The following is a 17517-nucleotide window of genomic DNA, read 5'->3' as shown; positions in this document are numbered from 1 at the left end:
GCGGCGGCCAGCAGGGCGGCGGCGCACCCGCGGGCGACCCGTGGGCGACCGGCGCTCCGGCCGGCGGCCAGCAGGGCGGCGGCGGTGGTGGCTGGGGTGGTGGCTCCGGCGGTTCCGGCGGCGGCTACTCGGACGAGCCCCCCTTCTGAGACCCCCAGGGGTTCCGGGAGGGCTGCGCTCACAGGCACAGACTTCTTGAACCAAACGGAGAGAGACAATGGCGAAGCCGCCTGCTCGCAAGCCGAAGAAGAAGGTTTGCGTGTTCTGCAAGGAAAAGATCAAGTACGTCGACTACAAGGACACGAACCTGCTGCGGAAGTTCATCTCCGACCGCGGCAAGATCCGTGCCCGCCGTGTCACCGGCAACTGCACCCAGCACCAGCGTGACGTCGCCACGGCTGTGAAGAACAGCCGTGAGATGGCGCTGCTGCCCTACACCTCGACCGCTCGATAAGGGAAGGATGACCGACTCATGAAGATCATCCTGACCAACGAGGTCTCGGGTCTCGGCAACGCCGGCGACATCGTCGAGGTGAAGGACGGGTACGCCCGCAACTACCTGCTCCCCCGCGGATTCGCCATCCGCTGGACCAAGGGCGGGGAGAAGGACGTCGAGCAGATCCGCCGCGCCCGCAAGATCCACGAGATCGCCACGATCGAGCAGGCCAACGAGATCAAGGGCAGGCTGGAGGGCGTCACCGTGCGCCTGAAGGTCCGCGCCGGCGACCAGGGCCGCCTGTTCGGCTCCGTCACCCCGGCCGACGTCGCCGCGGCGGTGAAGACCGCGGGCGGACCGGACGTCGACAAGCGCCGCATCGAGCTGGACGCCCCGATCAAGACCCTGGGCTCGCACCGGGTCTCGGTGCGTCTGCACCCCGAGGTCGTCGCCAAGATCGGCGTCGAGGTCGGCGCCGCCTGACGGCACCCCGGCGCGCCCCGGCACGCGGTCGAAGGGGCGGGGGCCCCCGGCGGGGGGGGGGGGGCCGCCCCGCGGCGGCGGGGCCCCGCGGCCCTTCACCGTGCTCCGTGCCGTGCTCAGCGGTCCGCTCAGGCGCGCACCGCCCCGGTGACGACCCAGCGGCCCGAGCGGGCCCGCAGCCACAGGGTGACCAGCCGCATTCCCATCATCAGTCCGGCGACCGCCCACCACAGCGCGGTCAGCCCTCCGCCCAGCACCGGGACCGCCAGCGCCGCCGGGGCGAACACCACCAGTGTCGCCAGTGCCGCCCACGCCAGATACGGGCCGTCACCCGCGCCCATCAGCACCCCGTCCAGTACGAAGACCACCCCCGCGACCGGCGAGGTCACCGCCACCACCAGCAGCGCCGGCGTCAGCCGGTCGTGTACGGCGGTGTCCGGGGTGAACAGCGGCAGCAGCAGCGGGCGTGCCGCGACCACCAGCATCCCCAGCACCACACCGGAGGCGATTCCCCACCGCACCATCCGCCGGCACGCGGCCCGCGCCCCAGCCGCGTCCCCCGCGCCCAGGTAGCGGCCGATGATCGCCTGCCCGGCGATGGCGATGGCGTCCAGCGCGAAGGCCAGCAGTGACCAGACGGTCAGCGTGATCTGGTGCGCGGCCACCTCCACATCCCCCAGTCCCGCCGCGACGGCGGTCGCCAGCACCAGCACGGCGCGCAGCGACAGGGTGCGCACCAGCAGCGGCGCCCCGGCCCGGCCACTGGCCCGGATCCCGACCGCGTCCGGCCGCAGCGAGGCGCCGTGCCGCCGGGCGCCCCTGACCACCACCACCAGATAGACGGCCGCCATCGCGCACTGCGCGATCACCGTGCCCCAGGCCGAGCCGGCGATGCCCAGCCCGGCGCCGTACACCAGGGCGAAGTTGAGCACGACATTGGCGGAGAAGCCGCCGACGGCCACGTACAGCGGGGTCCGGGTGTCCTGCAGTCCGCGCAGCACCCCGGTGGCGGCCAGGACCACGAGCATGGCCGGAACGCCCAGCGCGCTGATCCGCAGATACGTCACCGCGTGCGGCGCCGCGGTCGCGGACGTCCCGAACAGGTCGACGAGCGCGGGTGCGGCGGGCAGTGCGGCGGCCACCACCGCCGCGCCGAGCAGCAGCGCCAGCCAGATTCCGTCCATGCCCTGCCGGATGGCGGCGGGCAGGTCGCCGGCCCCGACGCGGCGCGCGACGGCGGCGGTGGTGGCGTAGGCGAGGAAGACGAAGACGTTCACCCCGGTCGTCAGCAGGGTGGCCGCGACACCGAGCCCGGCGAGCTGAGGGGTGCCCAGGTGGCCCACTATCGCGCTGTCGGCCATGACGAACAGGGGCTCCGCGACGAGCGCGCCGAAGGCAGGGAGCGCCAGTGCGATGATCTCGCGGTCGTGGCGGCGTGCCGCGGTGCGCCCGGCGGGCGGGGAAGCGGATGTCATGATCCGATCCAAACATCCACAAGTAATAGTTGCAATAGAGATGTGACCATTACCATTCCTCGCTTGGGGTGAGATCCTCTGCGCCGTTTGTCGCGATCTTGACGCGAGTCGCGAAGTTTTTCTCCTGCACAGCCGGTGGATGGAAAAACACCAGTTCAGACCTTGTGTAAAAGTCGACCGACCGACTTCTCCACAGGCCCGTCCCCCGACCCGTGCACAGGAATCGACGAGTTCTCCACAGGATGCGGTCGTTCATCCACACACCCTGTGGATAACCGGATTGGCTGGAGGCCCCCGTAGCCCTACCGTTGTCCGGCGCCCGCCTGCTGTTCCCCTCCGCTTCGCCCGGTCCCCGGCCCTGCCCCGACCGGAGCCGGGACCGGAACCGCTACCGGGGAACGGGCGAACCCAGTGTCAGAGCCGTGCCATAGGAAAGAAGGGCGCGGGTCGCGAGGAACGGGAGGAGGTGGCGGGGTGACGCAGTCCGAACACGTCGACAGCCCGGCACCCGGATACGCCGCCGGGGCCCCGGGGCCGGGAGGGCCCGGCCCCGGCGACCACCTCCCCGTCTCCCGGCGCGGCCGCGACGCCGCCGCGGACGGCGAGCGCCACGACCGCGGCGCCGACACCTGGCCCGCGAGCCAGGTGGGCGGCTTCGACCGGCTTCCCCCGCAGGACCTCGACGCCGAGAAGTCCGTCCTCGGCGGCATGCTGCTGTCCAAGGACGCCATCGCGGACGTGGTGGAGACCCTCCAGGGCAAGGACTTCTACCGCCCGGCCCACGAGACGATCTACCAGGCCGTCCTCGACCTCTACGCCAAGGGCGAGCCGGCCGACCCCATCACCGTCGCCGCCGAGCTGACCAGACGCGGCGAGATCGCCAAGGTCGGCGGCCCCGGCTATCTGCACTCCCTGGTCCAGGCCGTCCCCACCGCGGCCAACGCCCAGTACTACGCGGAGATCGTCCACGAGCGCGCCGTCCTGCGCCGCCTGGTGGAGGCGGGCACCCGCATCACGCAGATGGGGTACGCGGCCGACGGCGACGTGGACGAGATCGTCAACTCGGCCCAGGCGGAGATCTACGCCGTCACCGAACAGCGCACCTCGGAGGACTACCTCCCGCTCGCCGACATCATGGAGGGCGCGCTCGACGAGATCGAGGCGATCGGCTCGCGCAGCGGCCAGATGTCGGGCGTGCCGACGGGCTTCACCGACCTGGACTCCCTGACCAACGGCCTGCACCCGGGCCAGATGGTCGTCATCGCGGCCAGGCCGGCGATGGGCAAGTCGACCCTTGCCCTGGACTTCGCCCGGGCCTGCTCGATCAGGAACAACCTGCCCAGCGTGATCTTCTCGCTGGAGATGGGCCGCAACGAGATCGCGATGCGGCTGCTGTCGGCCGAGGCGCGGGTGGCGCTGCACCATATGCGGTCGGGCAGCATGACGGACGAGGACTGGAACCGGCTGGCGCGCCAGATGCCCGATGTCACGGGCGCGCCGCTGTACATCGACGACTCGCCGAACCTGACGATGATGGAGATCCGCGCCAAGTGCCGCCGCCTCAAGCAGCGCAACGACCTGCGGCTGGTCGTCATCGACTACCTCCAGCTGATGCAGTCGGGCGGCTCGCGCCGTCCCGAGAGCCGTCAGCAGGAGGTCTCGGAGATGTCCCGGAACCTCAAGCTGCTGGCCAAGGAACTGGAGGTGCCGGTGATCGCGCTCTCCCAGCTCAACCGCGGACCCGAGCAGCGCACCGACAAGAAGCCGATGGTCTCGGACCTGCGTGAATCGGGCTCCATCGAACAAGACGCCGACATGGTCATCCTGCTGCACCGCGAGGACGCCTACGAGAAGGAGTCGCCCCGGGCGGGCGAGGCGGACCTGATCGTGGCCAAGCACCGCAACGGCCCGACGGCGACGATCACGGTGGCCTTCCAGGGACACTACTCGCGCTTCGTGGACATGGCCCAGACGTGACCGGGGGCGGCGGCGTTGTCAGTGGGCCCTGCCATGCTCGCCGGCATGACCCCGACCCCGTGGACGCTGCTGGACATCGACCGCGCCCTGCGCGCGAGCTGGTCCGCCGACACCTGCCATCCCTCGGACATCACGCGTACCGAGTGGAGCCCGGACAACCCCGCCTGGGGGCACTGCGACATCACCTCCCTGGTCGTCAACGATCTGCTGGGTGGTGAGCTGGTGGTCGGCGAGGTGTTCCGCGGTGGTGAGCAGGAGGGCTACCACTGGTGGAACCGGCTGCCGAACGGGGTCGAACTCGATCTGACGCGTGAGCAGTTCATCAGGGGCGAGGCGGTCACCGGGGGGCGGCCGGTGGAGCGGCCCCAAGGGCGGACGCGCCACCGCTGGGAGGAGTACCTGGTGCTGAGGGGGCGCGTCGAGGGGCACCTCGGCCCGCTGCCGCCGGTGCCGGGTCCGTGAGGCGCCCGCCGGGTGAAGGAGTGGCGGGAGGCGGACGGGCGGGAGGCCGGTGAGGTGTACGAGGAGCGGGGGTCGCGGCGGGTGGCCGGCGCGGTGGTGTGGCGCCGGGAGGCCCTTCCGCGCCCGAGCCGGGCGCGGATTCTGCCGGACGGGTGCATGGATCTGATCCGGACGGCCGGCGGGCTGCTGGTGGCCGGGCCGGACACCAGGGCCCAGCTGACCGAAGACCTGCCGGGGACCGGCTGTGTGGGGCTGCGGTTCCCGCCCGGCACCGGGCCGCGCGTCCTGGGCGTGCCGGCGCACGAACTGCGTGACGCGCGGGTGCCCCTGGACGCGGTCTGGCCCGAGCGTGAGGCGCGGGAGCTGGCCGAGCGGATGGCCGGGGCACGTGACGGGGTCCCGGGCGGGGCGGTGCTGGAGGAGGCGGCGGCGGTACGGCTGCGCCGGGTGCCGGACGATCCGCTGACGGCGGCGGTGGCCGCCGGTCTGCGTGCCGGCGAGAGCGTCGCCGAGGTGGCGCGCGGGGTGGGGCTGAGCGAGCGGCAGCTCCACCGCCGCTCGCTGGCGGCCTTCGGCTACGGGCCCAAGACCCTGGCCCGGGTGCTGCGGTTCCGGCGGGCTCTGCGCCTGGTCCGCGGCGGCGTGCCGCCGGCGTCGGCCGCAGCCGGTGCCGGGTACGCGGACCAGGCGCATCTGTCGCGCGAGGTCAGGGCGCTGGCCGGGGTTCAGCTCTCGGTGCTGCTGTCGGAGGAGTGATCGCCGGGTGCGCCGTCCGGCAGCGGGGCGAAGAGGGAGACCGCGTTGCCGTCGGGATCGAGGACGATGGCGTACCGCTGCCCCCAGAAGGCGTCCCAGGGCTCCTTGTGTCCGGTGTGGCCGGCCCGCGCCAGTTCGGCGTACTGCCGGTCGACGTCGGCGGGGTCGTCGCAGGCGAAGGCGAGTTCGACGCGTCCGCCGCCGCTGGGCGGGGTCCAGGAGGGATCGAAGGAGCGGACGGTCTCGACGGTGTCCCAGGCGACGCGCAGGCCGCCGGGCAGCGGGACCTCCACATGGGGCTGTTCTTCGGCGCCGGCGGGGACGTCGAGGCCGAGCCGTCGGTAGAACGCGAGCGAGGCGGCCATGTCGGAGGTGACCAGGCCGACGAGATCGATACGGGGTGCCATACGACCATGGTGGGGCGACGCCGGGCCGGAGGTCTTGAAGGAATCGGACGTGTCCGGCGGCGCCCGTACCACCAAGGGAGCGGCGCGGTGGAAAACGCTGGCCCCGGCCGACGCGGCCGGGGAGAGTGGGCGGATGATCGATTCCAGTGCGGACATGGACGGCGAGCTGCTTCCGGAGACCCGTCGCGCGCTCCTCCACAGGCTGGCCGTCGCGCAGGCCGAGGGGCGGGTGCCGTCGGCGGTGGGGGCCGTGGTGCGGGACGGGCGGACGGTGTGGACGGGGGTGCGCGGCGGTGCGGTCGGCCCGCCCGGCGCGGCGGGGGAGACGGAGGCCGAGCCGACCGCGGACACCCGGTACCGGATCGGCTCGATCACCAAGACGTTCGTCGCCGTGCTGGTGATGCGGCTGTGCGACGAGGGGCTGCTGGATCTGTCCGACCCGCTCGGCGGGCATCTGGAGGTGCCCGCCGGGGCCGGGGAGGAGGCGGCCCGGGCGACGGTCGCCCAGTTGCTGTCCCACTCGGCCGGGCTGGCCGCCGAGCCGCGTGGTCCCTGGTGGGAGCGGACGCCCGGTGAGCTGCGCCCCGGGGTGGCCGACCTGTTCGGCGAGCGGCCCGTGCGGCATCCGGCCGGCCGGCGGCACCACTACTCCAACCTCGGTTACGCCCTGCTGGGCTCCCTGGTGGAGCGGCTGCGCGGCGCGTCCTGGTACGAGGTGCTGCGCGAGGAGGTGCTCGACCCGCTGGGCATGGACCGTACGACGCCGCTGCCGCGGGAGCCGTACGCCCGGGGGTGGGCCGTGCACCCGTGGGCGGACGCGGTGCTGCCCGAGCCGCTCGCGGACACCGGGCTGATGGCGCCGGCCGGGCAGCTGTGGTCCACGGCCGGGGACCTGTGCCGCTTCGCGGCGTTCCTGGCGGCGGGCGACGACCGGGTGCTCGGTGCGGAGGGCCTGGCGCGGATGCGGGCGCCGGCGGTGGCGCCGGAGGCGGAGTCCTGGGACCAGGCGTACGGGCTGGGGATGCAGCTGGTGCGCTCCGGTGGGCGGTTGCTGGCCGGGCACACCGGTTCCATGCCGGGCTTCCTCGCGGCCGTGTGGACCGTTCCCGGGGAGCGGCTGGCGAGCGTGGCGCTGGTCAACGCGACCTCGGGGCTGCCGGTGGGCGCTCTGGCGGCCGATCTGCTGGGGATCGTCGCCGAGCGCGAGCCGTCCTTCCCCGAGCCGTGGCGTCCGCGCTCGCGGACCGTCCCGGAGCTGCTGGCGCTGACGGGGCCGTGGTACTGGGGGCCGTCGGTGTTCGCGCTGCGGGTGTGCGAGGGGCGGGCGCTGGAGCTTGTCCCGGTCGGCGGCGCCGGGCGAGCCTCGCGCTTCAGGCCGGAGGCGGACGGCACCTGGACGGGGCTGGACGGCTACTACGCGGGCGAGACGCTGCGGGCGGTACGCGGGGTGGAGGGGGCGGTGACCCACCTGGACCTGGGCACGTTCGTCCTCACCCGCACCCCGTACGACCCGGAGGCACCCGTTCCAGGCGGTGTGGACCCGCAGGGGTGGCGCGCGGAGTGAACTCCGTGCGCCACCGAGTAGGGGGGCGAACCGGAGGCCGGGGTCGCCGGGGCATGCTCCGGAACTCCCCGGGTATACGTTTTCGCCGCTTTTCCGGGTGCGTGCGGCCGGAATTCACAGGCCGGCTGGAAAGTAAGCGGAGCGCTCCGGAAGTCGTGGACAGACCGCTCTCCGCTGCCTTCCGTGCTCCTGGTTTCCGCACTCATGGGCGGAGAAGTGAAGACAATGTATGGAGAATGTGCCGGATTCGGGGTGGCGGGGCCGGATGAACGGGATGTCCTGCCGTGTCCCCGCGCGCCGCCCGAGAGGTGTGCCGGGGTGATCCCACTGGTCGGCGGGGCAGGCGGTTCCTCACCGGCCGCTCGGGGCGGAGGGCCGGCCGCCGGGAGCGGTGCGGCGCAATTCGGCTGGGCGGCGGAGTCCGCGGAATTGTACGAAATCCCGGTCAGGGCTTGTGTATCGATAGTATGACGGTATGGTCGTGGCCATGCATCACCGCTCACGCATATCCGCTTTTCGCGGCCGGTGAAACGAGGGGCGCTGTCCAGGCGGTTTCCGCTCTGTAAGTGACCGGACCGATCGGAAGACGTACGAGGCGAGACAGACCATGGCCACTATGTCGGCGGGCAACGGCACCCCCCAGCACGCGGCCGGCGGGCCGCCCACCGGCGGCGGGGACGGCGAACGGGGCTGGTTCGCCCCGCGGGCGGGGGAGGGGCGCACGGCACCACCGCCCCGCCCCGGACCCGCGCCGGAGCCCGCGTTCCCCGAGGCCGGACCGGTCCCGGAGTTCCCCGTCAACCCCGGCTACGGGCGGTTCGAGCCCTCCCGCGACGCGGAGCTGATATGCCGTGTCCTGGACGAGGTGGAACCGGTCTCCCAGGCGCTCACCTCTTACTTCTACGCCCTGCTGTTCACCCGGAACCCGGGCGTGCGCGCACTGTTCCCCGCCGCCATGGACGCCCAGCGCGACCGGCTGTTCAGGGCGCTGCTCACAGCCGCCGGGCTGATCGACGAGCACCGCACGCTGGTGAAGTACCTCTCCCATCTCGGTCGCGGCCACCGCAAGTACGGGACCGTCCCCGGGCACTATCCCGCCGTGGGCGAGTGCCTGATCGACGCGCTGGCCCGCTATGCCCCGCGTACCTGGGGCGAGGAGGCCGAGGCCGCCTGGGTGCGGGCCTACACCGCCATCTCCCAGATCATGATCGACGCCGCGGCCGAGGACGCGCGGAAGGCGCCGGCGCTGTGGCGGGCGGAGGTGGTCTCGCACGAGATGCGCACCCCCGACATCGCCGTCGTCACCGTCCGGCCCGACCAGCCCTATCCGTTCCTGGCCGGCCAGTACGCCGGCGTCGAGACGCCCTGGTGGCCGAAGGTGTGGCGGCAGTACTCCCTGGCCTGCGCACCGCGCTCGGACGGGCTGCTGGTCTTCCACGTCAAGGCGGTGCCCGCGGGCTGGGTCTCGCGCGCGCTCGTCCACCGGGCCCGCCCCGGCGACGTGCTGCGGCTGGGCGGGCCGGCCGGCTCGATGACGGTGGACCACTCCCGTGGCAACGGCCTGCTCTGCCTGGGCGGCAGCACGGGCATCGCGCCCATCAAGGCACTGGTCGAGGAGGTCGCCGGGCACGGCCGCGCCCGCCCGGTGGAGGTGTTCTACGGCGCCCGCAGCGACCTGGACCTGTACGACCTGGAGACCCTGCGCGAGATGGAGCGGAGGTTGTCGTGGCTGTCGGTCCGCCCGGTGGTCGAGGGCCCGTCTGGCGGAATCACCGGCCGGCTTCCGGAGGTGGTACGGAGGGGCGGGCCGTGGCACGCCTTCGACGGCTACCTGTCCGGTCCGCCGGGGATGATCCGCAGCGGGGTGGACGCGCTGGTGGGAGTGGGGATTCCCTCCGACCGGATACGGCACGACCCCCTCGGCGTACCGGTCGCCCTGCGGGGCTGAGGCCGCGGGGTACACGGCGCCCGCGGGGCCGTGGCCGGGGACGGCGGCGGGCGGGCGAAGCGGATGAAGCGGACGCGACAGCGAGACAGGACGGAACCACCACGTGAACCACGACGTGGACGCGACGGAAGCGGTCGACGCCACCATGGCGCTCAGGACGGTGAGCACGGTCCGTGCGGTGCCCGGTGCGGGCCGGGAACACCCGGGGTGGGCGGTGGGCGGGACGCGGGACGCGGCGCCGGCCGATCTCGCCCCCGCTCCCTCCACGGCCCCCGCACCGGCCCCCGGGCCCGAGTACGGCCTCGAGCCCGTACGCCCCGGCAGTGACGGCGAGCACGCGATGCAGCGGCGCCTGGGTACGGCCGGGCGCGCCGACCGTTTCTACGGTGAGCAGATGCTCGACCACCTCAACGAGCGGATGCGGGAGTTCATCGGCCGGCAGGAGATGTTCTTCCTGGCCACCGCCGACCGGCACGGCGAGTGCGACAACTCCTTCCGGGCCGGTCCGCCCGGTTTCCTGCACGTGATCGACGAGCGGACCCTGGTCTACCCCGAGTACCGGGGCAACGGTGTGCACGCCAGTCTCGGCAACATCCAGGAGAACCCGCATCTGGGCATCCTGCTGGTCGACTTCTTCCAGGCCCGGATCGGCCTGCACGTCAACGGCCGCGCCGGGATCGTCGAGGACGCCGAACTGCGCTCGGCCCATCCGGACCTGCCGTCCGACTCCGTGCCCGGGCGGCGGGCGCTGGTGTGGGTGCGGGTGACGGTGGAGGAGGCCTACATCCACTGCGCCAAGCACATCCCGCATCTGCGGCCGGTTCCCAGGGGAACCCCGCGCGACTGGGGCACGGACGACCAGCGGCGCAAGGGCGGAGACTTCTTCGGGGCGGCGGACGAGGCGCGGCGGCGCGGCGGTCCGCCCGTACGGCCGCCGCGCGAGCATGCTCGCGCGGGCGGGCCCGGCGGATCCGTGCCGCCCTCCGACGACCCGGCGGCCTGGCGCGCCCATGCCGAGCAGTTGCTCGCCAGGGCCCGCCCGCGCCGGGCGGAGGGCGAACGGACACCGTTCCGGGGCTGGTTCGGCTGACCGGCCTTCCCGGTCCCCGGCCTCCCCGGTTCCTGCGGCTCCCGGATCCGGGAGGCCCGTGGACGTCAGCCCAGATCCGGGCTCAGCAGGGCGCGCACGCCCTCGATGTTGGCGTCGAGGTAGGCGCGCAGCGAGGAGGGCACCACCTCCACCGAGGCGACGCCCGCGCGGGTGAAGGGGACGCGGACGACCTCGTACTCGCCGCGCGGCTCCTCGACCTCCGGGCCGTGCCGGCGCGACAGGTCCATCGAGGCCAGCCGGCAGACGAAGAAGAACTGCACCTTCACCGCGTCCCTCGCGGCGTCCGGCGCCCCCGCGGCCCACGGTGCGACGACCGCCGCGCCGCTCCCCGCGTCCTCGGCCGGGTCGTAGGGGACGGTGTCGACGAAGGCGGGGACCGCGTCGGTCACCTTCGCACCCAGCTCCTCGTCCAGTTCGCGGTGGAGGGCGTCGACGACGGTGGCGTCCCCGGTCTCGACGCCGCCGCCCGGAGTGATCCAGTACGGCTCGCGGCCGGGCTTGGTCCGCTTGATCAGGATCATCTCGTCGTCATCGAGCAGGATGGCCCGGGCGGTGCGTTTGACCACGGGGCGCGCGTCGGCGGTCATGGGGGAGGTCTGGCCCGCTCCGGGGCCGGTGAAACCTTCCGGGACCGGCCGGCGGTGCCGTGTACGGCGGTGGCGGGGACGGCGGGCCGGCGGAAGCGGCGCCGCCCGGGTACCCGGCGCGGGAGAAGAGTGCAGATCACCGGAAACCCGGCGCTCGCCGGCCGACGTGGTCCGGCCGGCGAGCCGGGGGCAGGAGGCTCAGCGGGCCAGCAGGTCCTGGACCGCCGCCGCGATCTCGCCGGGTGCCTCTTCGGCCATGAAGTGCCCGGCGCGGGTCAGCCGGTGGTCCAGGTCCGGCGCCCACGCCTTCCACACCCCGGCGGCGTCGTAGCCCAGCTGTGCGCCCCAGTCCTGCTGGACGACCAGCACGGGCATGGCCAGTTGCGACCCGGCGTCCAGGTCGGCCTGGTCGTGCATGACGTCGATGTCCGCCGAGGCCCGGTAGTCCGCGACGATCGAGGGCACCGCCGCGGCGCTCGCGCGCAGGTATTCGGCACGCACGTCCTCGGGCATGGCGTTCGGGTCGTTGGCCCAGGCGTCGAGGAACGAACCGAAGAACGCGTCCGCACTGCCCGCGATCATCGCCTCCGGCAGGCCCGGCGGCTGCGCCATCAGGAAGAGGTGGTAGCCGACCGCCGCCGAGACGCCGTGCAGGACGTTCCACATGTCGAGCGTCGGCACGATGTCGAGGATGCCCAGGTGCGTGATGGTCTCGGGGTGGTCCAGCCCAGCCCGGAAGGCGACCAGGGCGCCTCGGTCGTGGCCGACGAGGGCGAAGCGCTCGTGGCCGAGCGCCTCCATCAGGTTCACGACATCGGCGGCCATGGTGCGCTTGGCGTACACATCGGGGCCGGTGGCCGCCGGCTTGTCGCTGGCGCCGTAACCCCGCAGGTCGGGACAGACCACCGTGTGCTCGTCGCCGAGCCGCTCGGCGACGTGCCGCCACATCAGGCGGGTCTGGGGAAAACCGTGCAACAGCACGACCGGGCCGCCACCGCCGCCGACGGACGCGGCCAGTTCCACACCGCCCGCACCGGGCAGGCGGACGTGGTCGAAGCCGGGAACGGTGAGCGTCATGGGGGATCACCCTTTCGGGTCGGGGACTCGGCCGGACCAGCCTGGGCGACGGCGATCAGCGGCCGATCAGCGCGGTTGGGCGCGGCAGGCCCCGGCACGGAGGATGGGGGCATGCGAATCGACGTACTGGGTGCGGTGCGGGCCCTCCGGGACGACGGCGGCCCGGTCGACCTGGGCGGACCCCGACACCGTGAGGTACTCGCCCGGCTCGTCGCCGCCGAGGCGCGGATGGTCACCACCGACACCCTTGTCGACGACCTGTGGACCGATCCGCCGGTCCGCGCCGTGGGCGCCCTGCGCACGTTCGTCGCCGCGCTGCGCCGCGCCCTCGAACCCGGCCGGCCGCCCCGCGATCCGCCGCGTGTGATCGTCACCGAAGGTCCCGGCTACGCGCTGCGCCTGCCGCGCGACGACGTGGACGTCCACCGGTTCGAGGACACCCTGGCCCGAGCCCGCCGCGACCCCGGCGCGGTGACCGACCTCGGCACGGCGCTCGCGGCCTGGCGCGGACCCGCCTATGCCGATGTGACCGGCTCCGCGTGGGCGCAGCGCGAGCGGACCCGACTGGAGGAACTGAGGCTGGAGGGGGTGGAACTGCGCGCCCGCATCCTCCTCGACTCCGGGGAAGGTGCCGACCTGGTCGCCGGACTGGGCGCCCATGTCGCCGAACACCCATGGCGCGAGCCGGCCTGGGAGCTGCTCGCCCGCGCGCTGTACCGCGCGGACCGCCGGGCCGACGCACTGGCCGTCCTCCGCCGCGCCCGCGCGATGCTCGTCCACCGGCTCGGACTCGACCCCGGCACCGGCCTTCAGCGCCTGGAGAAGGACATCCTCAACGGGGCAGCGTCCCCGGGAGCGCCTGTCGCGTGGACCGGCCACGGTGTCCGGCTCGGCCCGCGCACCACCGTGGAGCTGGCCCGCACCCTCGCGCTGGCGGGCGGCGACGCCCTCGTCCGCTCCCGGCGCGACCGCCTCGCCGCCATCCGCGCGGCGGAACGCACGGGAGACCTCTCCCTGACCGCCCGGACCATCGGCGCCTACGACGTGCCCGCCATCTGGAGCCGTGCCGACGATCCCGAGCAGTCCCGCGCCGTCATCGCGGCTGCCGAGCGCACGCTCACCGGGCTCGGCCCGGACGGCCCCGCCGACCTGCGCGCCCGCCTCCTGGCCACGGTCGCCGTCGAGAGCCGCAGCGCCGATCTGTCCGGGACCGAGCTGAAGCACGCGCGGCGGGCGGCGCTACAGGCGGAGGAGCTGGCACGGCGCCTGGCCGATCCCGCCCTGCTGGCCTTCGCCCTCAACGGGGTGTTCCTGCAGTCCTTCACCCGCCCCGGACTCGCGGCGGCACGGGACGGGACCGGCGCCGAGATCCTCGGCCTGGCCACCCGGCACGAGCTGCCGGACTTCGCCGTACTCGGCCGGCTCGTCCGCCTGCAGTCGGCCTCGGCCCTCGGCGACCTCGACGCCGCGGCCTCACACGCCGACGCGGCCGACCGGCTCGCCGCCACCGCCGAGGCGCCCCTCGTCCCCGTCCTCACCGGGTGGTTCAGGGCCCGGGCCGCGGCCGCCCGCAGCGCCGAACCCGGCGGACCGACCGCCGCCGCCGCGGCGGCGCACTACCGCCGTGCCGAGGACGCCCTCCGGACGGCCGGAATGCCGGGGCTGCACCGCGGGCTGTTCCCGCTCGCCCTGCTGGGACTGCGTCTGCTGCACGACCGGCCGGCGCCCACCGACCCGAGTCTGGACTGGGGCCCGTACAGGCCCTGGACGCGGCCCCTCGTGCTGCTCGCCGAGGACCGGCGCGAGGAAGCCCGTACCGCCCTCGCCGCGGTACCCGAACCACCGCGTGACCACATGCAGGAGGCCATGTGGTGCCTGACCGCCCGCGCCGCCGTACGTCTCGGCGAGCGCGGAATCGCCGCACGCTGTGCGGCCGTCCTGCGTGATGCCCGTACGGAACACGCCGGCGCCGCCGGCGGAACGCTGACCCTGGGTCCGGTGGCGCGGTACCTGGCAGAGGCGGAGGAGTGCGCCGGAGCGGGGCGGGCGGCCGCGGTCCGCGAACCCCGGGCCCGTCCGTGCCCGCCCCACGGCCCCGGCGGAACCAGGTCGCCATGACGCTCAGGGCATCGACCGCCGGCGCCGGAGGACCGCGGCCCGGGGCGGCCGTGGAAGGCGGGACCGCCACCGAGTCCGGCACGTCCGGGCCTCGTCGGGAACGGGGGAACCACAGCAAGATCGATCTCACCGGGATCACCCGTACCTCAACCACTCACATCCGGATATGACGACTGGACAACAACGCTCGGTCAACTAACCTTGACCATGCGCTGTTTACGCGCGTCGCACGGGGCGGCTTGAGGCATGAGGGGGGAGCATCAAGCCGCCCCGCGCCCCACCGCGCGCCTTCCCGCCGTGTGCCTCCCCACCGGCCCGTACGTCAGCCGCGCCCGGCCTCGTCCAGTGCCGCCCGGACGTCGGCGACCAGATCGGCCGCGTCCTCCACCCCCACCGACATCCGCACGAAGCCCTCCGGCACCGCGTCCCCGCCCCACCGGCCGCGCCGCTCGGCGGTGGAGCGCACCCCGCCGAAGCTCGTCGCGTCGTCCACCAGCCGCAGCGCGGCCAGGAACCGCTCGGCGAACCCCTTGTCCGGCAGCGTGAAGGAGACCACGCAGCCGAAGCGCCGCATCTGCCGCGCCGCCACCGGGTGCGCCGGGTCGTCCGCCAGCCCCGGATGCCGCACACCGCGCACCTCCGGCCGCTCGCGCAGCGCCTCGGCGACGGCCAGCGCGTTCGCGGCCTGCCGCTCGGTGCGCAGCTCCAGCGTGGCCAGGGAGCGGTGCGCCAGCCACGCCTCCACCGGCCCGGGGATCGCCCCGACCGTCTTGCGCCACAACCGCACCGACGCCGCCAGCTGCGGATCCCGGCACGTCACATAGCCCAGCAGCACGTCGCCGTGGCCGGTCAGCGCCTTGGTGCCGCTGGCCACCGAGTAGTCGGCGCCCAGCTCCAGCGGGCGCTGGCCCAGCGGGGTGGCCAGGGTGTTGTCCACGGCGACCAGCGCGCCGCGCTCGTGGGCGGCGTCGGCCAGGCGGCGGATGTCGCACACGTCCAGGCCGGGGTTGGAGGGGGACTCGATCCACAGCAGCGCCGCCCCGTCCAGGGCGCCCCGCTGCGCGTCGCCGCCGGTGGGCGCGGTACGCACCTCCACCCCCCAGCCCTCCAGCCGCTCGCGCACGGGGACGAGCAGGTTGTAGCCGTCCGAGGGCAGCACCACCACGTCGCCGGGCCGCGTCCGGGACAGCAGCACCGCGGAGATCGCGGCCATACCGGAGGCGAAGACGGTCGTGTGCGCCGCCTCGTCGCCGGGGGCCTCCAGCTCGCCGATGGCGTCCTCCAGGCCCGTCCAGGTGGGGTTGCCGTCGCGGCCGTAGGTGTAGGGAGCGTCGGCCGGATCGCCGGGCAGGTGGAAGTGCGCGGCCAGCACCGGCCCCGGCAGCGGCGGCGCGTACGGCTCCTCGTCCGGCAGCCCGGCCCGCACCACCCGCGTCCCGTCGCCCCGCAGGACCGGTCCGCCCTGCCCGTGCGGCCCGTTCCGCTCGTCCCGCTCACGCGTCATGTCCTGCTCCTCGTCGCTCTCCCCCGCCAGCCCGTCCGGCGCCTTCGAGCGTACGTGCGCCGATCGGCCGAGCGTCGCCCGGGCCGCCGCACCGCAGCGGGCGCCGTGGCCGGAGCCGAAGAGGACGGCGTGCACCAGCAGGTGCTGGAGCCGGTGCAGCGGCACGCGCCCCCTGCGGCCGGGCAGGGGGCGGACCTCCTCGTACGCCGCCGGCAGCCGCTCCAGGTGCGCGCAGCCGAACAGCTCCAGCACCGCCAGGTCCGTCTCGGGGTGGCCGCCCCGCGCGGCCGGGTCGATCAGACGGGCGCGGCCGTCGGCGGACCACAGGACGTCGCCCGACCACAGATCGCCGTGGACGGCGGCGGGCGGCCGCGGGGGCCCGCCGGTCCGCCGCCCGCCGGTCCGTCCGAGGCCGGCGCCGTCCCCCGGCCCGTGCCGCGGTCAGTCGCCGTCGGGCAGCACCATGCTCACCGCCCACGACACGATGGAGATCACCAGGGCGCCGAGCACCGCCGTCCAGAAACCCTCCACGCGGAAGGCCAGGTCGAACTGCTCGGCCAGCCAGGAGGTGAGCATCAGCATCAGCGCGTTGATCACCAGGGTGAACAGGCCGAGCGTGAGGATCAGCAGTGGCAGGGACAGCAGTTTCGTGACCGGCTTGACCACGGCGTTGACGACGCCGAAGATCAGCGCGACGAGGACCAGCGTGAAGGTCTTGCCCGCGGTGTCGTCACCCGTGAGCGTGATGTCGTCCAGCAGCCAGACGGCGACGGCCAGGGCCACCGCGTTGGCGATCGTTCTGACAAGGAAGTTCACCATGTCCGAGATCGTTCCAGAAACGGGGACGGTCGCCTACCGGTGAGGGGTCGAGGAGTCATGAAGGCGTTCCGACTGGAGGAACTGGAGGCGGAGCGGGCCGCCAACGACGGCGCGTACCTGCAGTTCCTGCGCGAGAGGAACATGTCCGTCGGCCTGTACGCCCTGGACCGGGGCGCGCCCGACCCGCAGCAGCCGCACCGGCAGGACGAGGTCTACTTCGTCGCCAGCGGCCGGGCGCTGATCACCGTCGGGGAGGAGACGACCCCGGTCGCGCGCGGCAGTGTGGTCTACGTGCCGGCCGGCGTGCCGCACAGGTTCCACCACATCACCGAGGACCTGCGGGTCCTGGTGGTCTTCTCCCCTCCCGAGGGCTGATCCCCTCCCGGGAACCGGCCGCCTTAGGGGTCCGGTCGGGGAGGCACCCGGGTCCGCGGCGTCCCGGCGAGGAGCCTGTCCGCCTAGCATCGGAGGCGGAAGCACCGAACGCACCGGCCACCGGGCCCGCCCGGTGGCCGGAGACTTCAGGAAGCGGGTACACGGTCATGGATCTCAAGGAGACCTTCGCGGCGCTGCCGTGGTGGGTGAAGTGGGTCGCGATCCCGCTCATCGCGCTCTTCGTCTTCGGCGGCCTGATCTTCGCCGTCGTCGGCTTCGTCGTGAAGCTGCTCTTCAAGGTCCTGCTGTTCGTGGCACTGGTCGGAGCCCTGGTCTACCTGGTGCGGAAGTTCGCCTCCTCCGGCTCCTCCTCGGGAGGCTGACGCCTCCGGGGCGGCACGGGCGCGGCTCAGCGCCG

The 17517-nt window shown here is 73.8% G+C and carries 17 protein-coding genes and 1 pseudogene; 11 read left to right on the top strand and 7 right to left on the bottom strand.

Annotated features, from left to right (window positions below; all coding sequences use genetic code 11):
• Positions 1-217 precede the first annotated feature (217 nt).
• Both rpsR and rplI read left to right on the top strand, forming a co-directional pair.
• Complete coding sequence (gene rpsR / locus AC2CJA_RS12510; RefSeq protein WP_027765513.1) at positions 218-454, top strand: 30S ribosomal protein S18; 237 nt, start codon at positions 218-220, stop codon at positions 452-454.
• An 18-nt stretch (positions 455-472) separates the two neighbouring features.
• Entirely contained in the window at positions 473-919 is a 447-nt protein-coding gene (rplI, locus tag AC2CJA_RS12505) for a 50S ribosomal protein L9 (protein ID WP_206347370.1), read from the top strand.
• A 128-nt stretch (positions 920-1047) separates the two neighbouring features.
• On the opposite strand, the gene AC2CJA_RS12500 is transcribed toward rplI, so the two are convergent.
• On the bottom strand, positions 1048-2394 hold the full coding sequence (locus AC2CJA_RS12500) for an MATE family efflux transporter (RefSeq protein ID WP_484602754.1): 1347 nt from the start codon (positions 2392-2394) through the stop codon (positions 1048-1050).
• Between the two features lie 474 nt (positions 2395-2868).
• On the opposite strand from AC2CJA_RS12500, the gene dnaB reads away from it, so the two are divergent.
• The 3 genes from dnaB to AC2CJA_RS12485 are packed head-to-tail and all read left to right on the top strand — an operon-like array spanning position 2869 to position 5589.
• Positions 2869-4371: a replicative DNA helicase gene (gene dnaB / locus AC2CJA_RS12495; RefSeq protein ID WP_484602753.1), complete on the top strand. Its 1503-nt coding sequence runs from the start codon at positions 2869-2871 to the stop codon at positions 4369-4371.
• A 45-nt stretch (positions 4372-4416) separates the two neighbouring features.
• Positions 4417-4833: a YunG family protein gene (locus AC2CJA_RS12490; RefSeq protein WP_484602752.1), complete on the top strand. Its 417-nt coding sequence runs from the start codon at positions 4417-4419 to the stop codon at positions 4831-4833.
• 12 nt (positions 4834-4845) lie between these two features.
• Positions 4846-5589 carry a helix-turn-helix domain-containing protein gene (locus AC2CJA_RS12485; RefSeq protein WP_484602751.1) on the top strand — a complete coding sequence of 248 codons (744 nt, stop codon included), beginning with the start codon at positions 4846-4848 and terminating at the stop codon, positions 5587-5589.
• Here AC2CJA_RS12485 and AC2CJA_RS12480 read toward each other — a convergent pair.
• A complete protein-coding gene (locus AC2CJA_RS12480) occupies positions 5559-5996 on the bottom strand; it encodes a VOC family protein (protein WP_484602750.1) in 438 nt (145 codons plus the stop codon). The two genes, AC2CJA_RS12485 and AC2CJA_RS12480, sit on opposite strands and share 31 nt — an antisense overlap.
• A 133-nt stretch (positions 5997-6129) precedes the next feature.
• On the opposite strand from AC2CJA_RS12480, the gene AC2CJA_RS12475 reads away from it, so the two are divergent.
• From AC2CJA_RS12475 to AC2CJA_RS12465, 3 genes are all read left to right on the top strand, one after another.
• Positions 6130-7560 (top strand): serine hydrolase domain-containing protein, encoded by a 1431-nt coding sequence (locus AC2CJA_RS12475; protein WP_484602749.1) that lies wholly within the window; start codon positions 6130-6132, stop codon positions 7558-7560.
• A 607-nt stretch (positions 7561-8167) separates the two neighbouring features.
• Positions 8168-9508, top strand: coding sequence for a globin domain-containing protein (locus tag AC2CJA_RS12470; protein ID WP_484602748.1), 1341 nt, complete (start codon positions 8168-8170; stop codon positions 9506-9508).
• 103 nt (positions 9509-9611) lie between these two features.
• On the top strand, positions 9612-10598 hold the full coding sequence (locus tag AC2CJA_RS12465; RefSeq protein WP_484602747.1) for a pyridoxamine 5'-phosphate oxidase family protein: 987 nt from the start codon (positions 9612-9614) through the stop codon (positions 10596-10598).
• 65 nt (positions 10599-10663) lie between these two features.
• On the opposite strand, the gene AC2CJA_RS12460 is transcribed toward AC2CJA_RS12465, so the two are convergent.
• On the bottom strand, positions 10664-11206 hold the full coding sequence (locus tag AC2CJA_RS12460; protein WP_484602746.1) for an NUDIX domain-containing protein: 543 nt from the start codon (positions 11204-11206) through the stop codon (positions 10664-10666).
• A 198-nt stretch (positions 11207-11404) separates the two neighbouring features.
• The gene (locus tag AC2CJA_RS12455) at positions 11405-12283 is read right to left on the bottom strand and encodes an alpha/beta fold hydrolase (RefSeq protein WP_484602745.1); all 879 of its coding nucleotides are present in this window, start codon (positions 12281-12283) and stop codon (positions 11405-11407) included.
• Between the two features lie 111 nt (positions 12284-12394).
• Between AC2CJA_RS12455 and AC2CJA_RS12450 the strand changes: the two genes are divergently transcribed.
• On the top strand, positions 12395-14401 hold the full coding sequence (locus AC2CJA_RS12450; protein WP_484602744.1) for an AfsR/SARP family transcriptional regulator: 2007 nt from the start codon (positions 12395-12397) through the stop codon (positions 14399-14401).
• A gap of 322 nt (positions 14402-14723) precedes the next feature.
• On the opposite strand, the gene AC2CJA_RS12445 is transcribed toward AC2CJA_RS12450, so the two are convergent.
• The 3 genes and pseudogenes from AC2CJA_RS12445 to AC2CJA_RS12435 form a co-directional block, all read right to left on the bottom strand.
• A complete protein-coding gene (locus AC2CJA_RS12445) occupies positions 14724-15905 on the bottom strand; it encodes a cystathionine gamma-lyase (RefSeq protein ID WP_484602755.1) in 1182 nt (393 codons plus the stop codon).
• 111 nt (positions 15906-16016) lie between these two features.
• Positions 16017-16259: pseudogene (locus AC2CJA_RS12440) on the bottom strand (fructosamine kinase family protein); the annotation flags it as partial.
• Between the two features lie 87 nt (positions 16260-16346).
• On the bottom strand, positions 16347-16724 hold the full coding sequence (locus AC2CJA_RS12435) for a phage holin family protein (RefSeq protein WP_484602743.1): 378 nt from the start codon (positions 16722-16724) through the stop codon (positions 16347-16349).
• Between the two features lie 57 nt (positions 16725-16781).
• On the opposite strand from AC2CJA_RS12435, the gene AC2CJA_RS12430 reads away from it, so the two are divergent.
• The gene (locus AC2CJA_RS12430; protein WP_484602742.1) at positions 16782-17099 is read left to right on the top strand and encodes a cupin domain-containing protein; all 318 of its coding nucleotides are present in this window, start codon (positions 16782-16784) and stop codon (positions 17097-17099) included.
• 167 nt (positions 17100-17266) lie between these two features.
• A complete protein-coding gene (locus AC2CJA_RS12425; protein WP_484602741.1) occupies positions 17267-17482 on the top strand; it encodes a DUF5326 family protein in 216 nt (71 codons plus the stop codon).
• The last annotated feature ends 35 nt before the right edge of the window (positions 17483-17517 follow it).

The organism is Streptomyces sp. ATLC9 (genome assembly GCF_057196705.1).
This window is presented reverse-complemented; position numbering and strand designations above follow the sequence as displayed.